This window comes from Alishewanella jeotgali KCTC 22429, from assembly GCF_000245735.1.
GTDB lineage: Bacteria > Pseudomonadota > Gammaproteobacteria > Enterobacterales > Alteromonadaceae > Alishewanella > Alishewanella jeotgali.
Genome location: NZ_AHTH01000012.1, coordinates 66,103 through 84,609, shown reverse-complemented (window position 1 = coordinate 84,609; position 18,507 = coordinate 66,103). Strand labels below are relative to the sequence as shown.

Annotated in this window: 18 protein-coding genes; 11 read left to right on the top strand and 7 right to left on the bottom strand. The window is 51.2% G+C overall.

What is annotated here, in order from left to right:
• Nucleotides 1-194: 194 nt before the first annotated feature.
• The 5 genes from petA to AJE_RS06245 all read left to right on the top strand — a co-directional run bounded on the left by petA (nucleotide 195) and on the right by AJE_RS06245 (nucleotide 3,930).
• Nucleotides 195-785, top strand: a complete 591-nt coding sequence (petA, locus tag AJE_RS06265) for a ubiquinol-cytochrome c reductase iron-sulfur subunit (protein WP_008606888.1) — start codon at nucleotides 195-197, stop codon at nucleotides 783-785.
• Nucleotides 786-796: 11 nt separating this feature from the next.
• Nucleotides 797-2,059 (top strand): cytochrome b, encoded by a 1,263-nt coding sequence (locus AJE_RS06260; RefSeq protein WP_420167169.1) that lies wholly within the window; start codon nucleotides 797-799, stop codon nucleotides 2,057-2,059.
• Nucleotides 2,060-2,061: 2 nt separating this feature from the next.
• On the top strand, nucleotides 2,062-2,796 hold the full coding sequence (locus AJE_RS06255) for a cytochrome c1 (RefSeq protein WP_039928163.1): 735 nt from the start codon (nucleotides 2,062-2,064) through the stop codon (nucleotides 2,794-2,796).
• Nucleotides 2,797-2,869: 73 nt separating this feature from the next.
• Nucleotides 2,870-3,508: a stringent starvation protein SspA gene (gene sspA / locus AJE_RS06250; protein ID WP_008606891.1), complete on the top strand. Its 639-nt coding sequence runs from the start codon at nucleotides 2,870-2,872 to the stop codon at nucleotides 3,506-3,508.
• Nucleotides 3,509-3,516: 8 nt separating this feature from the next.
• The gene (locus tag AJE_RS06245; RefSeq protein ID WP_039924974.1) at nucleotides 3,517-3,930 is read left to right on the top strand and encodes a ClpXP protease specificity-enhancing factor; all 414 of its coding nucleotides are present in this window, start codon (nucleotides 3,517-3,519) and stop codon (nucleotides 3,928-3,930) included.
• Between the two features lie 116 nt (nucleotides 3,931-4,046).
• Here the strand turns inward: AJE_RS06245 and ilvY are convergent, their stop codons facing one another.
• Nucleotides 4,047-4,928: an HTH-type transcriptional activator IlvY gene (ilvY, locus tag AJE_RS06240; protein ID WP_008950142.1), complete on the bottom strand. Its 882-nt coding sequence runs from the start codon at nucleotides 4,926-4,928 to the stop codon at nucleotides 4,047-4,049.
• Nucleotides 4,929-5,082: 154 nt separating this feature from the next.
• Here ilvY and ilvC point away from each other — a divergent pair, with 154 nt between their 5' ends.
• Nucleotides 5,083-6,564 carry a ketol-acid reductoisomerase gene (gene ilvC, locus AJE_RS06235; RefSeq protein WP_008950141.1) on the top strand — a complete coding sequence of 494 codons (1,482 nt, stop codon included), beginning with the start codon at nucleotides 5,083-5,085 and terminating at the stop codon, nucleotides 6,562-6,564.
• Between the two features lie 168 nt (nucleotides 6,565-6,732).
• Here the strand turns inward: ilvC and AJE_RS06230 are convergent, their stop codons facing one another.
• A complete protein-coding gene (locus AJE_RS06230; RefSeq protein WP_008950140.1) occupies nucleotides 6,733-8,121 on the bottom strand; it encodes an amidohydrolase family protein in 1,389 nt (462 codons plus the stop codon).
• 435 nt (nucleotides 8,122-8,556) lie between these two features.
• On the opposite strand from AJE_RS06230, the gene AJE_RS06220 reads away from it, so the two are divergent.
• Nucleotides 8,557-9,525: a GlxA family transcriptional regulator gene (locus AJE_RS06220; protein WP_008950138.1), complete on the top strand. Its 969-nt coding sequence runs from the start codon at nucleotides 8,557-8,559 to the stop codon at nucleotides 9,523-9,525.
• Between the two features lie 41 nt (nucleotides 9,526-9,566).
• Here the strand turns inward: AJE_RS06220 and AJE_RS06215 are convergent, their stop codons facing one another.
• From AJE_RS06215 to AJE_RS06200, 4 genes are all read right to left on the bottom strand, one after another.
• The gene (locus tag AJE_RS06215; protein ID WP_008950137.1) at nucleotides 9,567-10,649 is read right to left on the bottom strand and encodes an alpha/beta hydrolase family protein; all 1,083 of its coding nucleotides are present in this window, start codon (nucleotides 10,647-10,649) and stop codon (nucleotides 9,567-9,569) included.
• Between the two features lie 11 nt (nucleotides 10,650-10,660).
• Entirely contained in the window at nucleotides 10,661-11,329 is a 669-nt protein-coding gene (locus AJE_RS17935) for a GlxA family transcriptional regulator (protein ID WP_008950136.1), read from the bottom strand.
• A gap of 133 nt (nucleotides 11,330-11,462) precedes the next feature.
• Nucleotides 11,463-12,830 (bottom strand): chromate efflux transporter, encoded by a 1,368-nt coding sequence (chrA, locus tag AJE_RS06205; protein ID WP_008950135.1) that lies wholly within the window; start codon nucleotides 12,828-12,830, stop codon nucleotides 11,463-11,465.
• Nucleotides 12,814-13,704 carry a chromate resistance protein ChrB domain-containing protein gene (locus tag AJE_RS06200; RefSeq protein WP_237709315.1) on the bottom strand — a complete coding sequence of 297 codons (891 nt, stop codon included), beginning with the start codon at nucleotides 13,702-13,704 and terminating at the stop codon, nucleotides 12,814-12,816. Before AJE_RS06200 ends, chrA begins: the two co-directional genes overlap by 17 nt.
• Before the next feature lie 262 nt (nucleotides 13,705-13,966).
• On the opposite strand from AJE_RS06200, the gene AJE_RS06195 reads away from it, so the two are divergent.
• A complete protein-coding gene (locus AJE_RS06195; RefSeq protein ID WP_008950133.1) occupies nucleotides 13,967-14,395 on the top strand; it encodes a methylglyoxal synthase in 429 nt (142 codons plus the stop codon).
• Here AJE_RS06195 and AJE_RS06190 read toward each other — a convergent pair.
• The gene (locus tag AJE_RS06190) at nucleotides 14,385-14,567 is read right to left on the bottom strand and encodes a YgaP family membrane protein (protein ID WP_008950132.1); all 183 of its coding nucleotides are present in this window, start codon (nucleotides 14,565-14,567) and stop codon (nucleotides 14,385-14,387) included. The two genes, AJE_RS06195 and AJE_RS06190, sit on opposite strands and share 11 nt — an antisense overlap.
• 163 nt (nucleotides 14,568-14,730) lie before the next feature.
• Between AJE_RS06190 and AJE_RS06185 the strand changes: the two genes are divergently transcribed.
• The 3 genes from AJE_RS06185 to AJE_RS06175 are packed head-to-tail and all read left to right on the top strand — an operon-like array spanning nucleotide 14,731 to nucleotide 18,491.
• On the top strand, nucleotides 14,731-15,753 hold the full coding sequence (locus AJE_RS06185) for a Fe(3+) ABC transporter substrate-binding protein (protein WP_008950131.1): 1,023 nt from the start codon (nucleotides 14,731-14,733) through the stop codon (nucleotides 15,751-15,753).
• A gap of 33 nt (nucleotides 15,754-15,786) precedes the next feature.
• Nucleotides 15,787-17,430 carry an ABC transporter permease gene (locus AJE_RS06180; RefSeq protein WP_008950130.1) on the top strand — a complete coding sequence of 548 codons (1,644 nt, stop codon included), beginning with the start codon at nucleotides 15,787-15,789 and terminating at the stop codon, nucleotides 17,428-17,430.
• A complete protein-coding gene (locus AJE_RS06175; RefSeq protein WP_008950129.1) occupies nucleotides 17,430-18,491 on the top strand; it encodes an ABC transporter ATP-binding protein in 1,062 nt (353 codons plus the stop codon). Before AJE_RS06180 ends, AJE_RS06175 begins: the two co-directional genes overlap by 1 nt.
• Nucleotides 18,492-18,507 lie beyond the last annotated feature (16 nt).

Sequence of the window (18,507 nt, the reverse complement as noted above, 5' to 3'; positions counted from 1 at the left end):
TGCCGGTTAGCAACCGTGATGAGCTGGCACTGCGACTTTACAATCAGACTAAGATATTAGGTGTTCAGCGCGCCTTAATCCTTGTGCAACGCAAGGCTTTTCATTATGATCGGCAATATTTTGTAATTATAATAATGCTGAATTTCAGCCGCTTAATTTTTAATCGTTAAGCGTTTCAATGTGGAGATGAGTGGATGAGCAATGCGCCTGTAGATCATGGTCGCCGCCGCTTCCTGACCATTGCAACCTCTGTTGTGGGGGGCGTTGGTGCCATAGGAGCTGCTGTGCCCTTTATTGCGTCCTGGAATCCGAGTGAACGGGCTAAACAAGCCGGTGCGGCAGTTAGTGCTGACATCAGTAAACTCGAAGATGGGCAACTAATCCGCGTAGAGTGGCGTGGTCGCCCGGTGTGGATCGTAAAGCGTACCGAAGAAATGCTGGCCCAACTGGCCGATACCGAGAACCGCTTACGGGATCCAGGTTCCAAGGAGCCGCAACAGCCCGCTTATGCCCAGAACCGTCATCGTTCCATCAAGCCGGAAATTTTTATTGCCGTCGGGATCTGTACTCACCTGGGCTGTTCACCAACCTATCTGCCAAGTGACTTTGCGGCACAGGTTGAAGGCATCCGCTCTGGTTTCTTCTGTCCTTGCCACGGTTCCCGTTTTGACATGGCTGGCCGGGTGTTCCAGAACGTACCTGCCCCAACCAACCTGATGATTCCTCCGTATATGTTTATCGATGACAACACCGTGCTGATCGGTGAAGACGAGGGGGCTGCCTGATGTTTAAGAATATGATGAGCTGGATTGAGTACCGCTTACCCTTTATGGATAAGATGAACCTGCATGTGATGCAGTATCCGGCACCAAAAAACTTTAACTTCTGGTACTTTTTCGGCTCGCTGGCGATGTTAGTGCTGGTAAACCAGATCGTCACCGGTATCTGGCTGACCATGAACTATGAGCCATCAGCCGAAGGTGCTTTTGCCTCTATCGAATACATCATGCGTGATGTCGAGTACGGCTGGTTACTGCGTTATATGCATTCAACCGGTGCCTCAGCCTTCTTCGTCGTGGTCTACCTGCATATGCTGCGCGGTATGATGTACGGCTCTTACCAGAAGCCACGCGAACTGCTGTGGATCTTCGGTATGCTGATCTTCTTAGTTCTGATGGCAGAAGCTTTCATGGGTTATATGCTGCCATGGGGCCAGATGTCGTTCTGGGGTGCGCAGGTAATTATCTCGATCTTCGGTGTTATTCCGTTTATTGGCGATGATTTAACGCTGTGGATCCGCGGTGACTATGTTATCTCTGGTGCTACCTTAAACCGCTTCTTTGCGCTGCATGTTATTGCCTTACCACTGGTGTTGGTGATCCTGGTGTTCCTGCACATTATGGCACTGCATGAAGTGGGTTCGAACAACCCGGACGGTATCGATATCAAACGCGATAACGATGGTTCTGTTGAACTGACTGAAGCCGACAAAAAGTTTACTTTCCACCAGTATTTCACCAAAGGTGGCAAGAAAGTGATTGTCGATGCGATCCCATTCCACCCGTACTACACCGTAAAAGACTTAGTGGGTGTTGCCGGCTTCCTGTTAGCCTTTGCTTTTGTGATCTTCTTTGTGCCTGAGGGCGGTGGTTTCTTCCTGGAGCCGCCAAACTTTGAAGTGGCTAACCCAATGAAGACGCCTGAGCATATTGCACCAGTTTGGTACTTCACGCCATTCTATGCCATCTTACGTGCTATTCCGGATCCGTTACTAGGCGCTATCGCGATGTTCCTGGCCATCCTGGCACTGGCGTTACTGCCGTGGATTGACCGTGGCAAGGTACGCTCTGTGCGTTACCGTTGTGAACTGCACCGCTGGAACCTGGTGATGTTCTGCATCAGCTTTGTAGCGCTGGGTATTCTGGGTGTGTTACCTGCGACACCAACTTATACCGTGTTGTCTCAGATCTTCTCATTTACCTATTTCGCGTTCTTCGGTTTGCTGTGGTTATACAGTAAAAATGAGAAAACCAAACCACTGCCAGTGAGGTTAACCTGATGATGAAAAAGTTACTTTCTGCTGTTGCATTATTAGCCTCATCGCTGGCAATGGCGGCGGGCCCGACGATTCCGCTGGACAAGGCGCCAATCGATCTACGGGATACCGCATCGTTACAAAATGGTGCCAAGTTATTCCAGAACTATTGTCTGGGTTGCCACCAGATGCAGTACCAACGCTATTCACGCACTTTCCGGGATCTGGGTATTCCGGAAGAGCTGGGCATGGAGCATCTGATGTTTACCGGTGAAAAAGTCGGTGATCATATTACTAATGCGATGCCAGCGGACTATGCTGAAAATTCATTCGGCGTATTACCACCGGATCTGACTAACGTTGCCCGGGTGCGCGGTGCTGATTGGTTATATACTTATCTGCGTACCTTCTATGTTGATGACAGCCGTCCGTTTGGTGTTAACAACAAGGTATTCCCGTTGGTGGGTATGCCGCATGTGTTGCAAGAGTTGCAAGGCGTACCTTATCAGGCGTATGAAACCCGCCTGGTGGATGGTCAGCCGAAAGAAATCTACGTTGGTATCCGTACTGACGGCAGCGGTGAGCTGAGCCCGGAAGAGTATGATCGTGCAGTGGCCGATTTGGTGAACTATATGGTTTACACTGGCGAGCCAACCAAACTGGAAGCCCGCTCTTTGGGGATCAAGGTGATGATCTTCTTATTGATCTTCTTCGTGCTGGCTTACCTGCTGAAGAAAGAATATTGGAAAGATGTTCACTAAGCATTTGTTTTTAAAATAGTTACTATCGGGGGCCTTGTGCCCCCTTGCCGTTTTAACTGTACCGGAGGAATAGATGGCGATCATTGCCAATAAACGCCCTGTGATGACATTATTTTCAGCTGTTGATGATATGTGTAGTCATCAGGTCCGCATAGTGCTAGCGGAAAAAGGCGTAACGGTTGATATTCTCCAGGTAACGCCGGACAACGTGCCGGAAGATCTTTACGAAGTTAACCCCTATGGCAGCCTGCCAACCTTACTGGATCGCGAACTGGCGCTGTATCAGGCAGATATCATTATGGAGTACCTGGACGAGCGCTTCCCGCATCCACCACTGATGCCGGTTTATCCGGTTGCCCGTGGTCAGGCGCGCTTAATGATGTATCGCATTAAGCATGACTGGTACAGCCTGGCAGAGAAAATTCTGCAGGGTGATGACGAAGCGGCCATTGCGCGTCAGGAGTTAAAAGAAGGACTGCTGTCGATTGCACCGCTGTTTAGTGAAGCGCCGTTTTTTATGAGTGAAGAGTTTGGCCTGGTTGACTGTTATATGGCTGTGTTGCTGTGGCGCTTACCTTTACTGGGTATTGAGTTAAACGGCAGCGGTAGCAAACAACTGAAAACCTATATGAACCGCATTTTTGAACGCGATGCGTTCCAGGCCTCGTTAACAGAAGCTGAGCGCGAAATTCGTAAGGGGATGCCGCTCTGATGCAAAAGATGACGGCCAACCGGCCCTATTTATTGCGCGCCTTTTACGACTGGATAGTCGATAACAAGTGCACGCCTTATCTGGTGGTCGATGCAACCTATCCGGCGGTCAAGGTGCCGCAGCAATTTGTGCAAAATGGTCAGATCGTGCTGAATATTCTGCCTTCTGCCATTGGTAATCTGCAGCTGGGCAATGAGTTAATCACCTTTAATGCCCGCTTTAGTGGTCAGCCTTTTGCGCTGTCGATTCCGGTAAAAGCCGTGCTGGCTATCTATGCCCGTGAAAACGGTGCCGGCACTGTCTTTACGTTAGAGGAAGACGAAGAGGATGATCAGGATTTTGTTTCTGATGCTACGCCGGATGACTTGCCGCCAGAGCCGCCTAAGCCAGGGCGCGGCAGCCACCTGAAAGTCGTGAAGTAATGTAAGTCAATAAAGCCGGGTTTCCCGGCTTTATGCATCTTATCCTGTTAGGTATTTCCAATCTTGTTTTAGCTGCTGCAAAGTTGGCGCGATGCCGGTGTGACCAACATTGGCTGTCAGCTTTTTTGCGCCAGCTGCCAAAAGCTTTTTATCAGCGGTTCCTGCTGCCGCTTTGCCAGCATACAGATCCCCAGGTCAAACGGCTGAAACGGATATTGATGTTCCAACACCCGAACCCGCTCTTTTACCGGGCTATGCTGCAACACCGGATCCGGCACTATGCTGACACCGCTGCCTAATGCCACCATCGACACCAGGGCTTCGTGGCCATCAACCTTGGCCACTACAGCCGGATTAATATTGCAGTCTTTCAGCCAACGGTCAAAACGACTACGCGCCGGACCATGCTCGGGCAGGATCAGCGGTATCTCATTCCAGTTTACCTCTGCACCGGCCAGTAAATCATTAACCCGGCACGGGATCACAGGTGCAATCAACCGCACCGGCAGGCTGGCAATGCTTTGAAAGTACATGGTAGTTGGCAGCTGCTCCGGGCGGGCGGCGATAGCAACATCGGCTTCATCCTGCTTAATGCGGTCAATAGCCTGCGCCGCATCACCGGTACTCAGCTGAATTTCTGCCTTTGGGCAGTGCAGGCGAAATTTATCCAGCAGCGCCGGCAGATGGCTATAGCTGGCGGTAACGGTACAGTAAATCCTTAAGGTACCGCTAAGCTCGCTGCTGGCTAGCTGTAAATCCAGTTGCAGCTGATGCCATTCATCCAGCCACAGCCTTACAAAGCGTTGAAAGCGGCTGCCGGCCGTGGTCAGTTTCACTGTTCTGTTATCGCGTTCAAATAAGCTGCTGCCAAGCTCTTCTTCCAGCCGTTGGATCACCCGAGTCAGGGTGGAGGGGCTAACAAACATTTGCTCGCTGGTGCGGGCATAATTCAGGCTGCTGGCCAGATGTAAAAACAGTTGTGCGCTACGGATATCCATCTTTATTGCAGAATATGAAATGCAGTATTGAAAATATATCACTTCACGCAATAAAAGTCGCGTTATAGACTAATTTCATCAAAGCAGCGCATCCCTGATGAAAACCCCGCTGCTCCTGTTGGCAACAGCCACAGCACGAATGTTGGAACTGACGATGAGCAATTACTTTAATACCTTAAATTTACGCCAGCAGTTACGCCAGTTAGGCCAGTGCCGTTTTATGGACAAAGCTGAGTTTGCTAACGGCTGCAGCTTTATCAAAGATTGGAATATAGTGATCGTCGGTTGTGGCGCGCAGGGCCTGAATCAAGGGCTGAATATGCGCGACTCAGGGTTAAACATCAGCTATGCGCTGCGTGATGAAGCCATCGCCGAAAAGCGGGCTTCGTACCAGAAAGCCAGCAGCAATGGCTTTACTGTCGGTACTTATCAGCAGTTAATTCCAGGTGCAGATCTGGTATTAAACCTGACCCCGGATAAGCAGCATAGCAGCGTAGTGGATGCCATTATGCCGCTGATGAAGCAGGGCGCGACCCTGGCTTACTCGCACGGCTTTAATATTGTCGAAGAGGGTAAGCAGATCCGGCCTGATATTACGGTGATTATGGTGGCACCTAAGTGTCCGGGCACCGAAGTACGGGAAGAATATAAGCGCGGCTTCGGCGTACCGACCTTAATAGCAGTGCATCCGGAGAACGATCCTAAAGGTCAGGGGCTGGAAATTGCCAAAGCCTATGCTTCCGCGACCGGCGGTGATCGGGCCGGGGTATTAGAGTCGTCCTTCGTTGCCGAAGTAAAATCCGATTTAATGGGCGAACAGACCATTCTGTGTGGCATGTTGCAAACCGGCGCGATTCTGGCCTTTGACAAGATGGTTGCCGATGGTATGGAAGCCGGTTATGCCGCCAAACTGATTCAGTATGGCTGGGAAACCGTAACCGAAGCCTTAAAGCACGGCGGCATCACCAATATGATGGACCGGCTGAGCAATCCGGCCAAGATCAAAGCTTATGATCTGGCAGAAGAGTTAAAAGGCACCTTACGTCCGCTGTTTGAGAAACATATGGACGACATTATCAGTGGCGAGTTCTCCCGCACTATGATGGCAGACTGGGCTAATGATGATAAAAACCTGCTGACCTGGCGTGAGCAAACCCGTGACTCGGGCTTTGAACAGGCACCGGTATCCAGCGAGCAGATCAGCGAACAAGAATACTTTGACCGCGGCATCCTGTTAGTGGCCATGGTAAAAGCCGGGGTAGAACTGGCCTTTGAAACCATGGTCGATGCCGGCATTATCGAAGAGTCGGCTTACTATGAGTCGCTGCATGAAACGCCACTGATTGCCAATACCATCGCCCGTAAGCGCTTGTATGAAATGAACGTGGTGATTTCGGATACGGCTGAGTACGGTAACTACCTGTTTGCTCATGCTGCAGTACCTTTGCTGCGCGATAAGGTAAATAGTTTAAGCAGTGAATATATCGGTAAGGGTTTAAGCGGCAGTCAAAATGGTGTCGATAACCTGAAGCTGATTGCTGTCAATGAAGCCATCCGCCAGCATCCGGTGGAAGTGGTAGGTAAAAAATTACGCGGCTATATGACAGCAATGAAACGCATTGTCGAGGCAAATTAAGCCAGCGCGCAAAGAATGATGTGGTTACAGGTCGTCAGGCCAGACACAGTGTGCCGCCTGACACCTGACCAATAATGATGTTATACGTGGACCTTGGTTGTTTTGCCCCGCTTGTCGGGGCTTTTTTTTCTCTGATATTCTCGTCCAGAAACGAGTCTGCTAGGTTGGTTATTCCTCTGGGCTTTCGGCGAAGGCGGGCGCTTTGACAATCACCCCATTTTTTATAACCCAACTTAGCTGACGGCTCTGCTTAATGTCCAAAACCGGATTGCCGGCAACGATAATAATGTCCGCTAAGGCGCCTTCAGTGATGCGACCAAGATCCTGACATCCCAGAATATCGGCCGCTGTCCTCGTGGCAGTTTCTAAAGCCTCGATCGGTGTCAGACCATGCCGAACCAATAACTCAAGCTCACGGTGAATGCCGCCACCTGGCAGATTCCAAACACCGGCTGGCGCATCTGAACCCGCACCAATAATACCGCCCAGCTGATGTACTCGTTTTACCACCGTCGCGGCCAGAAGGTGGCTAAGTTTGGACGATTCATTGTGCCCGGCCCGGCCCTGCGCAGTTTGCTGATACCAGCTGAACATTTCCTGGTTGGCTTTAAGCTGCCGCGCAGCGGGTAAATCATCAATCTGGTCAACATCATCGGCAAAACTGTAGGAAACAGATAGGGTTGGTACTATAGCGACACCTGCACGGACGGTGGCTTGCGCTAATTGCTCAATTAGAGCCTCATCGAAAGGTAAGCGATTTGGATCGCCTCCCAAGCGCTGGTAGGCCAGTGCATAGCCGCTGGCATGCTCGATGGTATGAACACCCGCCGTAATAGCTTGCAGCGCATCAACTTTAGCCGCGGTTAACCCCCGAGTATTATGCATACCCAGATCAGTCATAATGCGCATGCCCTGCGCCCGGGCCTCTGTGGCAGCCGCTTGATACACTTCAGGTTCCAGTTGCTCGTAAAGTTTTACAAAACTGGCCCCCTGACTGGCCAGCCAACGCACGGCTTGCTCTGCCTCTGCCGCCGTCGCCACATCTAGAGTCCAGGCGGTGTGCTGCTGCTCAGCGCCTGGTTTTACCACGCCATCCGCGCCGAAGTGGCGCATTACAGTGTTACTGCCATCTAGTAAAGGCCCGGTCCAGAAAAGCCGCGGTCGTTTTTCTATTGCCAGTAAGGTTTCTATCTGCGACATGGCATTGTTGGCATCCCGCACACTGGTCACGCCAGCAGCTAAAAACCAGTCAAGGTAATGCGCGCGTAAATGCACATGTAAATCAATTAGTCCCGGTAGCATGGTGCCATCGCCGGCATCAATATGAGGTACCCCATCAGGCAATGGGCATTGTTTGACTGAACCGACACAGACAATGCGCTCCCCTGCCAACAGCAGCTGTTGTTGTTCCAGCACTTGGTTACCTATGCCAATAACCAGACGCCCTGTCAGCGCCAGGGTTACTTCGTCGGGCGCATATCTGGCTGTAAGTTTCGTACTGGCAGCACATCCGGTCACCAGCAGCACAAAGGCGATAAAAAGGATAAATTTGGTCATTAGCGAAACCTTAGCTCATTTTTGCGAACTATTTTCATGAAGAACACCAGGCTTAATCGCACTTTCTCACGTCAACGGTAATCTGGAGTTGATAGTAAGATGTGCCGCTTGGTTGAGCTGACAAGATGCTCTGCTTATCAGATGATTGATGTAGCGTGCTGTTTGGGATTAATGTGATCTTATCGCCAGCAAGTAAAGCGATAAGTAACGCAATAATCGCGGTTATTGTGACTAAAACTTTGTACAGTGTCATTAGATCGTCCTCAGGTCTGCAAGCTTAGGCTCAGTAGTGGGCATTATGTGGCCAGGTATCAGTACGCAAGTCCGATATGCCCCTGAAAGACAGCTTACCGAAATATTCTTTTTGCAGGTTAGGACAAAAGACGGTCAAATTGTGCCAATATCTGATCAGGTGAGAACGCAGAACAAAAGCTTATGTTTGTAAAAAAAGATACGCATAAGGTTGCAATGTTAGTGTATCCGGATGCCCAAATTCTGGATATTGCCGGCCCGTTAGAGGTCTTTGCCAGGACCAGTCGCTGGTTAACTCTGCAGGGGCATTATTCCGCACAGGCATACACTATCGAACTGGTGGCAGAGAAACAAGGGTTGGTAAAGACCTCCGGTGGACTAGCTATGCAAGCCGGGCAGAGTTTTGCCAGCTTTACCGGATGTGACACGCTATTGGTGACCGGCGGTATCGGGTTTAGCAATGCAATGCAAAATGAAGTAATTCTTCGTTGGTTACAGGCCCAACGTCAGAATTGTGAAAGGCTGGGCTCGATATGCACGGGAGCCTTGGTTCTTGCCGCTGCAGGCATACTGGATGGCCATGCCGCCACGACACATTGGGAGTATCTGCAGCTCCTGGCCGCTAATACTAAAAATTGTGAGGTCAGGAATAATGTGCTGTTTGTGCAAAGTGACAACATTTTTACCTCTGCCGGTGTAACCGCGGGTATCGACATGGCATTGGCGTTGGTTGAGCAAGATTATGGAAAATCAGTCGCTACGGCGGTTGCTGAGCAACTGTTGTTAGAGCGTAGACGTGGCGCGACTCAACCACAAAAAAGTCGCTTTCTGGAGGCTGAGAAACGTACGGACCGCTTTGGTGATCTTCAACTTTGGATATTACAAAATCTGGCTGGTAATTTGACTGTAAACTCCCTAGCGGAAAGAATGGCAATGAGCTCCAGACACTTTGCCAGACAGTTTAAGGAGCACACTGATGTAACAGTGGCAGACTATATCAATCAAGTCAGAACTGAAGAGGCCCTCCGGTTAATGGAAACGGGAGTTAGCTCACATAAAGATATCGCACGACAGTCAGGTTTTAGCAGTGAACAGCATTTAAGGCGGGCGTTACAGCGCCATTCCGTTGGCGCCATTCAAAACTCAAGATGATTGAAGATGGGCTTGAGTCTTAGCTTTCCCTTTTAGCTGCGTTACAACACCACCTTTTTCACAAACTGCAGTACGGCTTCCTGAAAACCCGGAGAAATTTTAACCCGATTTGCCGCTAATTCTGCGAGCCGGATGTGATCGGTGTTATTGGGGTTTGCGAGAGGGAACTCCGCAGGTGGCCCAATCAATGACATATATTCCTCCGGCAAGCCTGTTCTGCTGTCCCAGAACATATGATTACCACCAGAAATTAGTACTATTTGAGCTTCAGAATTGCGTTTTAGCAACTCGGCCATTGGTGCCATGTTTTGACGGGGGGGGACCATAGGGTCGTTTGACGCATAGAGTACCAGGGTTGGTTTCTGGATTTCCGCCAATGCCGGCTTAGGATCAAAGTGATAGATATTACAGAGGTAGTGCGCTTTAATTACCGGGCAAAGCTGCATCAACAGATCGAGCATTTTTTGCTGGCGACTAGCTGCAGCATAGGCAGCAGCTTGGCTCTTACCCTGGCGGATCTCAGTTTCTACTTTGTCGCTATGAATTTGTTGCCGCACACTTTCTACAGGCGCTGCCGCGAGCACTAAACCTGCAATTCTGGGATCGTCTGCCATTAACGGCACAACATAGCCGGCTTGACTGTGACCATAGATAATCACTTTCTGATGATTAATGTCTTGCCGGTCACTCAGCCAATCTAAGGCAGCAAGCACATTGTTCGCTCGGTCGTAAAAGCTTTCTGTTTTCCAACTGCCGGTTGATGGCATAACGCCTTTTTTGCCTAAATTAAGTATGGCGACACCTTGAGATAACAGTGCCCGGTTAAGTGGGTTCTCGGGTGTAAGGATACCGTCTCTGGAGCCTGATACGACCAGCATCACGGGTGGTTGATGAATGCCTACGGGTTTCATAAAGACCGCGGCAATCTTATCCTGACCCGAAGTAACCGTGACTTGTTGTCGAGAGTATGAGACGCCACTTTGCGGATCTATGATGACTCTCTCTTCATCCTGCCATTGATGTATAGCGTTGCGAGGGTTGGCTTTTATGCTACAACCACTGAGCAAGGTAATAATTAACGTAATAATCATGGTGACGATTAAAAAGGTTTTGTAGATTTTCATTTAGGTTGTCCTCAGAACTTCATATTCGTGGTGTGTTGACGTGCTGCATGCTGCCACGCGACACTATGGTGCTCTAAATACTCAGCAGTGTGCTGGGCAGTGACAGGACCTGCTAACCTGGTCAATAAGTAGAGTGCGGCGTCGATACCAGAGGTTAGGCCTCCGGCGCAAAGGATCTGACCGTTATCGATAAATCGCTGATCTCGAATCAGAGTGATATGTGGAAACTCATCCGAAAATTGTTGCCAGAACTGATGGTGGGTAGCGGCCTTCAGTCTATCAAGTAAACCGGCTCTGGCCAGGTGAAAGGCACCAGTACAAACCGATAGGATAACAGCCCCGTTTTTCGCCTGCGTTATCAACCAGTCCTGGCAGCTTAATGCCATTTTCTGGGCCGGCACCACGACGATATGAGCTGTGGGATGTGGGTCTGTGATGGCAAAATGAGTAGCCGTGACAAAACCACCGCTCATCGTCAGAGGTGAGCCCGTTGCGGCGATAGTGTGTAAACGAAACGACAGCGGGGAGCTAAATAAGTTGGCGTCCTGAAATACTTCCCAGGGGCCGGCGGTATCCATTAAGTTGGCCGACTCCCCTAGCAGAAAAAATACGTTGAAGACCTGCGATCCTTTGTCGGTATTTGCGGCGCTAGCGGCCAGGGTAATATTGGGGTTCTGCATCTTTTACTATCCTCATTGATGGTAAAAGTGAGCTTACCCAAACTTAGTTTTCGTAGGTTAGGACAAAAAAGGGTCAATTTGTGCCAAGTTTGTCTGGCTTGGCACCCGGCGTCGCACCGTATTCTGATGCGGGTTAGGTAAGTTGTAGCAAGGACAAAGCCAGCCCGATGAATGCCGAGACCGCAATCACTTTGATCACATTTATTTTATAGCGAAACAGCGCTACACCTGCTACCACAGCAATGGCGGCAGAAAGCCATTCCAAGGGCCCGGCAAAGCCGGCAGGCCATAATATGTGATAACCAAAAAACAACGCCAGATTTAAAATGACCCCAACGACGGCTGCCGTGATTGCGGTCAGAGGCGCGGTGAATTTCAGATCGTTGTGCGTTGTTTCAATAAAGGGGGCGCCCGCGAAGATAAAAATAAATGACGGCAGGAACGTAAACCAGGTAACGATACCAGCAGCCAGTGCGCCGGCAATAAACGCCATATCAGCACCAAAGGTGGCATTGACATAACCGCCAATAAAACCGACAAAAGCCACAATCATAATCAGCGGCCCAGGTGTGGTTTCGCCCAGCGCAAGGCCATCAATCATTTGTGTCGGTGTCAGCCAGCCATAGTAGCCGACGGCCCCCTGATAAACATAAGGCAGCACGGCATAGGCACCACCAAACGTCAGTAAGGCGGCTTTGGTAAAGAACCAGGCCATTTGGGTGAACGTATGCTCCCAACCCCAGAACGCCCACAGTGCCAGTAGCGGCATAGCCCACAGTAACATGCCACAGCACAGAATCATCACCAGGCGCGGCCAACGAAAAATCGCATGAGCTGGGGTAGGGGTATGATCGTCAATCAAGGCTTTAGCAACGGATTTTTTCGCACTGCCGTGTCCGCTATTGCTTGCAAAGTAGGCTGGCAGCCACCGACCGCCCAGATAGCCGGTAGCAGCGGCCAGCACAACGATGTAGGGAAAGGGGATGTTAAGTGCAAATATCGCTACAAAGGCTGCGGCGGCAATACCCCACATCAGATTGTTGGTTAACGCTCGCGAACCTATGCGATGCGCGGCATGAAAAACGATCGCCGCTACCGCAGGTTTGATGCCGTAAAATAGCCCCGCCACCCAGGCAACATCGCCATAGACAAGATAGGCCCAAGACAGCGCAATAAGAATAAACAGTGATGGCAAAACAAAGAGGACACCCGCAACTATGCCCCCCCAGGTGCGGTGCATTAACCATCCAAGGTAAGTGGCCAGCTGTTGTGCTTCCGGGCCTGGCAATAGCATGCAGTAATTGAGCGCATGTAAAAAGCGCTGCTCACTGATCCAGCGTCTGCGTTCAACCAGCTCTTGATGCATAATGGCGATCTGGCCCGCAGGGCCTCCGAAACTGATAAATCCCAGCTTTAACCAAAAGAGCAAGGCCTGCCAGAAGCTAACGGCTGACGGCTCATCAAGTTGGTCATCGGAGGTGATTTTATTGCTCTCTTTCATTATTTTCCTTGTCTGCAAAGGCGACCAGTATGGCGTCGAACACCGCATAGCTAGCAGTAATCAATTGGTCATCATCATCAATACTGTTGCGCAGGCCCCAGAGAATTTGCTCCAGCCCACTGGCCTCTGCGGGTTGAATTCCACCAACATCGAGAAAATGCACTACCCCAGCCAGGCGCTGTAAGCCCGGTTGAGCCAAGCTAAAGCTTTCAAGTAGCACTTCAAAGGTCACTTTACCGTTGATATGTGTAAAGGCTGCACCATCAAAATCGAACCCCAGCGCATCGGCGGGGCAATCTTCTGGTACAGCTAACCAAATAAAACGGGCATCCCGATCAATAAACCTTTTAATCAGCCAGGCACTGGCGAGGCGATCTACCCAGGGACGTTTTCGGGTTGCCCACAGGCACCCACGGTAGCGGTTAATGTCTAACCTCGGGATCAGACCTGTGCCAGTCTGGGGTTCATCGGGCGATAACTGGCGATTTAACTGGAGTTCCAGATCTTGTAACGCCTGCTGGAGTTGCAGTTGAGCCTCACCTGGAAAGAAGTCGATGGCGACGACAGCGCTGAAGTGTTTACGCAGTTTTCGCAACTGCCGGAGCGCTTCGGCTAAAGCATGTTGTGACAATGCCTTTATCTGCTGTAGCTCTGCTAACAGCGAGGCGTAGGTGTCGCTGCGGTCAAACAGGCTACTATATAACGTCAGGTTCTCGGTATTTACCGCAAGCACATAAGCAGTACCATCGTTACTCGACACATCTTGCGCCAAACTGTCAAATAATTGCTGATGCTGCGGACGGGCTGGCAGGAGATAAGCACCGTCACGTAATACAGCGGCACCCGCTGCTTTCAGTGTTCGCCATATCCGCATCCGAACGGTAGCATTCTGAGCGGGCAGCGTTAAAATAAGTAATAATAGATTCATATTTTGTAGATATCGCTACATATTTTTGAAGTCTATAGCGTATAACCGCAGATGTAAAGGCTGCGGCCTGTTACTGGTGGCACCCCTTGCTGCTGATGCTTGCCAAGGAGCCGATTTGCGGACGATTTTTCTGTCACAATACTATTTTAGAACGCCCTGTTTAGGTGTAAGGTCAGGGATATCGGGTTAGAAGAGGAGAGGGTTCAAGATGAAAACCATAGCGCTGGTCGCGCATGATGGCAAAAAAGCCGTTTTACTGGATTGGATCGACCGGCACCGGCTGTTTTTTGCGGATAAGAAGCTGGTAGCAACCGGTACCACCGGCAAACTGATTAGTGAGCGCTTACAACAGCAGGTGCAGTGTCTGGCCAGTGGTCCGCTCGGAGGTGACCAGCAAATCGGCGCTTTAATTGCCGAACAGCAAATCGACTGGCTGATCTTTTTCTGGGATCCGCTGTCATCGCAGCCGCACGACCCGGATGTTAAGGCCTTGATCCGGCTGGCCGTGGTCTGGAATATTCCGGTGGCTTGTAATATCGCCACCGCAGACTTTATTATCCATTCCAGTTTGTACCAGCAGGACTACCAGCGCCAGGTACCGGATTTTAAAGCCCATAACGACAGGTTTAGCGGTTAGTTTTAATACCCAGCAGGGTATAGGCCGGACAGAAATTAAATAACCCGGTAAGCAGCGGGATGGCGCCCAGCCAACCCCACCAGCCAATCATGCTGGTGGCGGCTGCTGCAATCAACACCACACCAACAATAATGCGCACTACCTTATCAATACCGCCAACATTTGCTTGCATTTTTGACTCCAGTTTAGCTTTACCTTATGTAAGATAGCGTTAATTCACCGCTCTGGCCAGGTACATCAGCGGAAAAGTTGCGCCAGCGCAAAGTTTATTATTGAGAATTGTTCTTGTTTATGTTTAGATGTGCGCAATCGTTATTACCTAGTGCGGAGCTGTGATGAAACTAAATAAAATGCTGTTATTGGTTGCCGCTAGCCTGGCATCCTGTGCTTTACACACCAGTGCTGCTTTTGCGGCTGAAGTGAATGTTTACTCCGCCCGACAGGAGGAGCTAATCAAGCCGTTACTGGACAAATTTACTGCTGAAACCGGGATCAAGGTCAACTTAATTACCGGCAATGCTGATGAGCTGATCACCCGCATCAGCAGCGAAGGTCGCAATAGTCCGGCCGATCTGCTGTTAACCACCGATGTTGGCCGGTTAGCCCGCGCTAAGCAGCAAGGCGTATTACAGGCCGTATCCTCTGACACCTTACAACAACAGATCCCGGCTAATCTGCGTGATCCGGCTGGTGTCTGGTATGGCCTGACCGTGCGCGCCCGGCCTATTATGTATGTCGAAGGTAAGGTTGATCCGAAGCAGTTATCAACCATGGCTGATCTGGCCGATCCGAAGTGGAAAGGCAAGATTTGCGTGCGTTCATCCAACAATGTCTATAACCAGTCGCATATTGCCGCCATTATTGCGCATGACGGCGTAGCAAAGGCCGAAGCCTGGGCGCGTGGTCTGGTGGCGAACTTTGCCCAGCCACCGCGTGGCGGCGACCGTGATCAGATCAAGGCGGCTGCAGCCGGGGTATGTGATATTGCCTTAGCGAATACTTACTACCTGGCTGGTATGCTAGCCGATCCGGCTGAACAGGCTGCTGCCTCTAAAGTCAAAGTGTTCTGGCCGGATCAGCAGGGTAATGGCGCTCATATCAATATTTCCGGTGCCGGTGTGGCGACTTTTGCGCCAAACAAGCAGAATGCGGTAAAATTGCTTGAGTATATGGTACAGCCGGCAGCGCAACACTGGTATGCTGAAGCGAATCATGAATATCCAATTCGCGCTGATGTGAAAATCAGCACGCTTCTTGAAGGTTTTGGCACCTTTAAAGCAGACAATTTAGAGCTGGAGCAGTTAGGTGAACTTAATGCCGAAGCAATCCGCGTTATGGATCGTGCTGGCTGGCGCTAACATTATACCGCCAGAGCAAGGGGGACTAACCCCTTGCTAAAATCACTGTTGTTTGATCGTTGGCGCTGGGCAGTATTACTGCCCGCGCTACTCTTAGCCCTGCCTGTTATTATTATCTTCGCCAGCTGGCTGGAACCGCAAACCGCAATTTGGCGGCATCTGCGCCAAACGGTGCTGGCCGACTATGTGGTGAACTCTTTGCTGCTGGCTGGTGGCACCGGTCTGGGGGCGCTGTTAATCGGGACCGGCAGTGCCTGGCTGATTAGTCAGTATCAATTTTTTGGCCGCCGCTATCTGCAATGGCTGTTGCTGCTGCCACTGGCGATGCCGGCCTATATTATCGCTTACACCTATACCGGCATGCTGGATTTTGCCGGGCCGGTACAAAGTCAGCTCCGGTCCTGGTTTGGCTGGTCTTTTGGCGATTATTGGTTTCCGGAGATCCGCTCACTCGGTGGCGCTATTCTGATGCTGGCGCTGGTACTTTATCCCTATGTTTATATGCTGGCGCGCAACGCTTTCGCTGAACAATCGGCGTCTTTGCTGGAAGCCAGCCGCACGCTTGGCCTGACTCCGCGGCAGCATTTCTGGAAGGTGGCTTTGCCGCTGGCCCGGCCTGCTATTTTAACCGGCATGGCACTGGCGATGATGGAGGCCTTTGCCGACTATGGCACAGTGCAGTATTTTGGCGTGCCAACCTTTACCACCGGTATTTTCCGCACCTGGTTTGGTATGGGCAGTGCTCAGGCGGCCGCCCAGCTAGCGGCGTTATTAACCAGCTTTGTGCTGTTTTTGCTGTTACTGGAGAAATGGTCACGCCGCAAAGTCCGCTATTATCATCAGGGCCAAAAGCACAGTGCGCCGGCGCTTAGGCGGGTAGGGCCCTTGCGGCAGCTGACGTTGTTGGCGCTATGTTTATTACCGGTGGTACTGGGCTTTATCTTACCGGCCTGGCGCTTACTCAGCTGGGCGCTGGCCAACTGGCAGCGGACCCTGAATGCCAATTTCTGGCAGCTGGTGTGGAATAGCTTTTCCCTGGCGGCGATGGCCGCGTTGTTATCGGTGTTACTGGCGTTGTTGTTCGCCTACGCCAAACGATTAAGACGCGATCCGCTGGTGCGCTTGCCGGTGCAACTGGCGGCGCTGGGCTATGCGGTCCCGGGTACTGTTATCGCTATTGGCGTGATGATCCCATTGGCCTGGTTTGACCGTCATGTCGATCTGCTGGCCGAGCAATGGTTTGGCATCCGTACCGGGTTGTTGTTATCCGGCACCCTGGCGGCACTGTTGCTGGCCTACAGTGTGCGCTTTCTGGCGGTATCCTTACATGGTATTGAAGCCGGTTTGGCCCGGATCAAACCCAATATGGATAACGCCGCCCGCTCTATGGGTTATAGTCCGCTGCAGGTATTGCGTAAGGTGCATGTGCCGCTGTTAAAAGGCAGTGTTTTTACCGCGCTGCTGCTGGTGTTTGTTGATGTATTAAAAGAATTACCGGCCACACTGATCTTAAGGCCCTTTAACTTTAATACCCTGGCGGTCAGGGCGCATGAACTGGCTTCTGATGAACGCCTGGCCGACGCGGCCTTACCGGCGCTGGCGATAGTGCTGGTCGGCTTGTTACCGGTGATCTTACTGGCGCGCTCTACTGAGCGGCGTATGCAAGGAACAGAATAATGTTGGCATTAGAGCAGCTGGCTATCGCTTATGGCCGGCATACCGTAGTAAAAGACATTTCGTTTTCGCTGGCAGAGGGGCAGATCGGCTGTTTAGTCGGCCCTTCAGGCTGCGGCAAAACCACTATTTTGCGCGCAATTGCCGGCTTTGAAGCGCCGCAGAGCGGACAAATTCGTCTACAAGGGCAAACGGTGAGTTGTGCTAACCAGCAGCTGGCGCCCGAGCAGCGGAAAATTGGCATGGTGTTTCAGGATTTTGCGCTGTTTCCGCATCTGACCGTGGCCGACAATATCAGTTTTGGCTTAAAGCAGCTCAGTAAGGCCGACAAGGCCGCTAAAGTAAAGCAACTGCTGCAGCTGGTTGGTTTGCCGGATCTGGGGGAGCGTTATATCCATCAGTTATCCGGTGGCCAGCAACAACGGGTGGCGCTGGCGCGGGCGCTGGCTCCGGAGCCGAAAGTTCTGCTGCTGGATGAGCCTTTCTCCAGTCTGGATGCTGAGTTTCGTGAAGTGCTGGCGCGCGATATCCGTAAAATTTTAAAACAGCTACAGATTACTGCGGTACTGGTAACCCATGATCAGTTTGAAGCCTTTGCGATGGCCGATATGATTGGCGTGATGCAACATGGTCAGCTGCAGCAATGGGCGACGCCGTACGAGCTGTACCACCGTCCGGCCAGCCGCTTTGTCGCCGACTTTGTTGGCCGCGGAGTAATGTTACCGGGCACTATGTTGGATCAGCAACGGGTGGAAACCTGCCTTGGCATCTTCCGTCAGCGCTATTTGCCGGATGTGCAGGCGGGCGACCAGGTTGATGTCCTGATCCGGCCGGACGATATTGTGCACGATGATGAAAGTGCGATTCAGGCCACTGTTGCCGATAAGGCCTTTCGTGGCTCACATATCCTGTATACGCTGGCGCTTACTGGTGGCGAACTGGTCTATTGTCTGGCGCTCAGCCATCATAACCATGCTGTCGGTGAGCAGATTGGCATCCGTCTGGATTTAGACCATCTGGTGCTGTTTCCGCGCACCCTCGGCGCGGTTAGTGGTTTAAACTGAAAAAAAGGTGCGCTAA